The sequence below is a fragment of the Rudaea sp. genome (assembly GCF_036383415.1).
Lineage (GTDB): Bacteria > Pseudomonadota > Gammaproteobacteria > Xanthomonadales > Rhodanobacteraceae > Rudaea.
The window spans coordinates 1-3844 of sequence record NZ_DASVOK010000119.1; the positions used below are offsets into that span (position 1 = coordinate 1).

Below are 3844 nucleotides of genomic sequence, written 5' to 3' on the forward strand. Positions count from 1 at the left end.
CATCGCCGTGGCGCCTGCGCGCGACGAAGCCGCGTGGCACGCGCAGGGCAAAGCCGGTGTCGAGGCGCGGCAGGACGCTTTCGGCCAGATGTTCCAGACCGACCAGCGCCAGCAGCTCGCGCGGATCGGTCACGGCTTCGCGCCACAGGCGCCGCCAATCCTGCTTCTGCGAATCCCGGATTCCCGATGCCAAGCCCTGGCTGACATGCGCAGCCAGCGTGTTCCCGGTTACAATTGCAGCTTCAATTTTTCCCATATCCCTCAATTTTAGCCGCAATCGACCGCGGCTCGTCGCACAACGGAGCTTAGAAGATGGCCAGCTATGGCATGAACGACGTCAAGAACGGCATGAAGATCATCGTGGACGGCTATCCGTGCTCGATCGTCGACACCGAATACGTGAAGCCGGGCAAGGGCCAGGCGTTCACGCGCGTGAAGTACCGCAACATCAAGACCGGCCGCGTGGTCGAGCTGACGATGAAGTCGACCGACTCGCTCGAGCCGGCCGACGTGATCGACCAGGACATGGAGTATCTGTACAGCGACGGCGAGTTCTGGCACTTCATGCACCCGGACACGCACGAGCAGATCGCCGCCGACAAGTCGGCGATGGTCGACGCCGAGAAGTGGCTCAAGGGCAACGAGACCTGCATCGTCACGCTGTGGAACGGCGCGCCGCTGACCGTGTCGCCGCCGAACTTCGTCGAACTGCAGATCACCGAGACCGACCCGGGCGTCAAGGGCGACACCGCGGGTTCGGGCGGCAAGCCGGCCAAGCTCGAAACCGGCGCGACCGTGCGTGTGCCGCTGTTCGTGCCGAACGGCGAGGTGATCCGCGTCGACACGCGTACCGGCGAATACGTTGGCAGAGTCAAATAAGATCGCAGGGGCGCGATTTTCGCGCGTCCCGCGCGAAAATAATTCGATAGTATTCGCGCCCGCTTTCCCGGAAAACGCAGAGTGGGCGCGATGAATCGCGCCCCTACGGACATGAAGAACGTCGATACGATTCTCGAAGCCCGCTGGGTCATTCCGATCGAACCGCACGGCGTCGTGCTCGACCACCACGCCGTCGCGCTGGCCGGCGACACGATCGCCGACGTGCTGCCGATCGAGGCTGCGCGCGCAAAATATCCCGACGCCGAGCGCGTCGAATTGAACGAGCACGCGCTGATCCCCGGCCTCGTCAACGCACACACGCACAACCCGATGGTGTTGATGCGCGGCCTCGCCGACGACCTGCCGCTGATGACCTGGCTCAATGAGCACATCTGGCCGGCGGAAGGGCGCGTGATGGGGCCGGAGTTCGTGCGCGACGGCATCGAGCTTGCGATCGCCGAGATGCTGCGCGGCGGCACCACCTGCTGCAACGAAAATTATCTTTTCCCCGACGCGCAGGCGGCGACGTATCTGAAGCACGGCTTCCGCGCCGTGGTCGGCTTGCCGTTCATCGAATTCCCGACTGCGTGGGCAAAGAGCCGCGACGAGTATTTCGACAAGAACCTCGCCGTGCATGACGAGCTGCGCGATGAAGCGCTGGTGACGACGACGCTCGCGCCGCATGCACCGTACACGGTCGCGAACGAGACCTTCGAGCGCATTCGCTTGATGTCCGACCAGCTCGATCTGCCCGTGCACCTGCACCTTCACGAGACTGCACAGGAGGTCGAGGACGGCAAACGCGACCACGGCATGCGCCCGATCGCGCGCATGCACACGCTCGGCTTGGTCAACGACCACCTGATCGCGATCCACATGACCCAGCTCACCGACGCGGAGATCGCGCAGATGGCCGAAGCGGGCGCATCGGTCGCGCACTGTCCCGAGTCGAATCTCAAGCTCGCCAGCGGTTTTTGTCTGGCGGAAAAACTGCGCCGCGCTGGCGTCAACCTCGCGATCGGTACCGACGGCGCGGCGAGCAACAACGACCTCGACATGTTCGGCGAAATGCGCACCGCGGCGATCCTCGCCAAGGCCGTGGCCAATGATGCGAGCGCATTCGATGCTGCGTTCGCCCTGCAGGCGGCGACGCTCAATGGCGCGCGCGCGCTGGGACTCGCAGAGCGCATCGGCTCGATCGTGCCGGGCAAGCAGGCCGATCTCGTTGCGGTGCGCCTCGACGCGATCGAGACGCAGCCGATCTACCATGTTGCCTCGCAGCTCGTCTACGCGACCGGACGCCAGCAGGTCAGCGACGTGTGGATCGCCGGCAGGCGCAAGCTCGACAACCGCGCGCTCGTCGGCATGGACCTCGCCGCGCTGCGCGCCAAGGCACGCGAGTGGCATGAGCGCATCGCGTTTGCGCAGTAACATCGCCCCATGACTTCAACCAACGTCAATGAACCGAATGTAAGCCGTGCGGAAACCGGCAAGTTCGACAAGCTCGCGGCGAGCTGGTGGGACCCGGAAGGCGAGTCGCGCCCGCTGCACGATCTCAACCCGGTGCGCCTCAACTACGTCGCCGAACGGGTCGCACTCAAGGGTGCGCGCGTGCTCGACGTCGGCTGCGGCGGCGGACTGCTCAGCGAAGCGCTGGCTGCTGTGGGCGCGCAGGTGACCGGCATTGATCTCGCGCCGCGCGTGCTCGACGTGGCGCGCTTGCATCTGCATGAGTCGAATCTGCAGGTCGACTACCGCGAAATCAGCGTCGAGGCGCTCGCGCAGGAATCGCCCGGCGCGTTCGATGCGATCACCTGCATGGAGATGCTTGAACATGTGCCCGATCCGGGCAGTGTGATTGCGGCCTGTGCGACGCTGCTCAAGCCGGGCGGGCGCCTGTTCCTGTCCACGCTCAACCGCACGCCGCTCGCGTTCGGTGTCGCGATCGTCGGCGCCGAATACGCGCTGAACCTGCTGCCGCGCGGCACACACCACTACGCTCAGTTCATCCGCCCGTCGGAGATGGCCGCCGCGCTGCGCGACGCCGGGCTCGAACTCGAAGACCTGAGCGGGCTGGCCTACAACCCGCTGTCGCGGCGCACGTGGATCGTCAAGAACACGCAGGTCAACTATCTCGCTTGCGCGGTAAAGCCGGCGTGAGCTTGAACGGCAAACCGATCTCCGCGGTTTTTTTTGATCTTGACGGCACGCTGATCGATTCCGCGCCCGACCTGATCGACGCAATGCGTCGCCTGCGCGCCGAACTCGGTGAGCCGGTGATCGAGATGGACAAGGTCGGCATGGTCGTCTCCAAAGGCGGCCGCGCGATGCTGCGCGCGGGTTTCCCTGGCATAGCCGAGGCACGCGTCGAGACCTTGCTGCCGCGCTATCTCGACCTGTACGCGCAGCAGATCGCACTACACACGCGCACGTTCGACGGCATCGATGCGGTGCTTGCGGATTTCGATGCACGTGCTCTGCCGTGGGGTATCGTCACCAACAAACCCGAGCGCCTCGCGCGCAGTGTCGTCGCGGAACTCGGCCTCGCCGCACGCAGCGCGGCTCTGGTCGGCGGCGATACACTCGCCAAACGCAAGCCCGATCCCGAGCCGTTGCTGCATGCGGCGCAATTGGCGAACGTCGATGCGACGCGCAGTGTCTACGTCGGCGACGATGCGCGCGATATCGAGGCAGGTCGCGCGGCCGGGATGCGTACGGTCGCCGCGGGCTGGGGCTATCTCGATGGAGAGGATCCCCGCGATTGGGGCGCGGACATCGTCGTTGCACGACCGCAGGATCTGGTTTCCGCGCTCGGCCTGGATTGAACTCGCCATGTCGGACGCGCAACACGGCGCCTTCGCCAGCTTCGAGGAGAAATGGCTGGCGGCGAATCCCGAACAGGCCACCGTCGCGCTGTTCCTCGCGCCCGATGCACGCCTGCGCTCGGCCGCGTTCGGTAGTCTGA

Annotated in this window: 4 protein-coding genes and 1 pseudogene; 4 read left to right on the forward strand and 1 reads right to left on the reverse strand. The window is 65.3% G+C overall.

Annotation, left to right across the window (positions count from 1 at the left end; all coding sequences use genetic code 11):
* Positions 1 to 256, reverse strand: a pseudogene (locus VF497_RS04530) (EF-P beta-lysylation protein EpmB); the annotation flags it as partial.
* A 56-nt stretch (positions 257 to 312) separates the two neighbouring features.
* Between VF497_RS04530 and efp the strand changes: the two are divergent.
* The 4 genes from efp to gph all read left to right on the forward strand — a co-directional run bounded on the left by efp (position 313) and on the right by gph (position 3704).
* Positions 313 to 879 carry an elongation factor P gene (gene efp, locus VF497_RS04535; protein ID WP_330886451.1) on the forward strand — a complete coding sequence of 189 codons (567 nt, stop codon included), beginning with the start codon at positions 313 to 315 and terminating at the stop codon, positions 877 to 879.
* A 90-nt stretch (positions 880 to 969) separates the two neighbouring features.
* Positions 970 to 2310: a TRZ/ATZ family hydrolase gene (locus VF497_RS04540; RefSeq protein ID WP_330886452.1), complete on the forward strand. Its 1341-nt coding sequence runs from the start codon at positions 970 to 972 to the stop codon at positions 2308 to 2310.
* Positions 2311 to 2319: 9 nt separating this feature from the next.
* Positions 2320 to 3039 carry a bifunctional 2-polyprenyl-6-hydroxyphenol methylase/3-demethylubiquinol 3-O-methyltransferase UbiG gene (ubiG, locus tag VF497_RS04545; RefSeq protein WP_330886453.1) on the forward strand — a complete coding sequence of 240 codons (720 nt, stop codon included), beginning with the start codon at positions 2320 to 2322 and terminating at the stop codon, positions 3037 to 3039.
* Entirely contained in the window at positions 3018 to 3704 is a 687-nt protein-coding gene (gene gph / locus VF497_RS04550; RefSeq protein ID WP_330886454.1) for a phosphoglycolate phosphatase, read from the forward strand. The genes ubiG and gph overlap by 22 nt, the downstream gene beginning before the upstream one ends.
* Positions 3705 to 3844: the final 140 nt, after the last annotated feature.

Excerpts from the sequence above, each read along its gene's own strand:
- efp (WP_330886451.1), top strand. The coding sequence starts at position 313 with ATGGCCAGCTATGGCATGAACGACGTCAAGAACGGCATGAAGATCATC.
- VF497_RS04540 (WP_330886452.1), top strand. The coding sequence starts at position 970 with ATGAATCGCGCCCCTACGGACATGAAGAACGTCGATACGATTCTCGAA.
- ubiG (WP_330886453.1), top strand. The coding sequence starts at position 2,320 with ATGACTTCAACCAACGTCAATGAACCGAATGTAAGCCGTGCGGAAACC.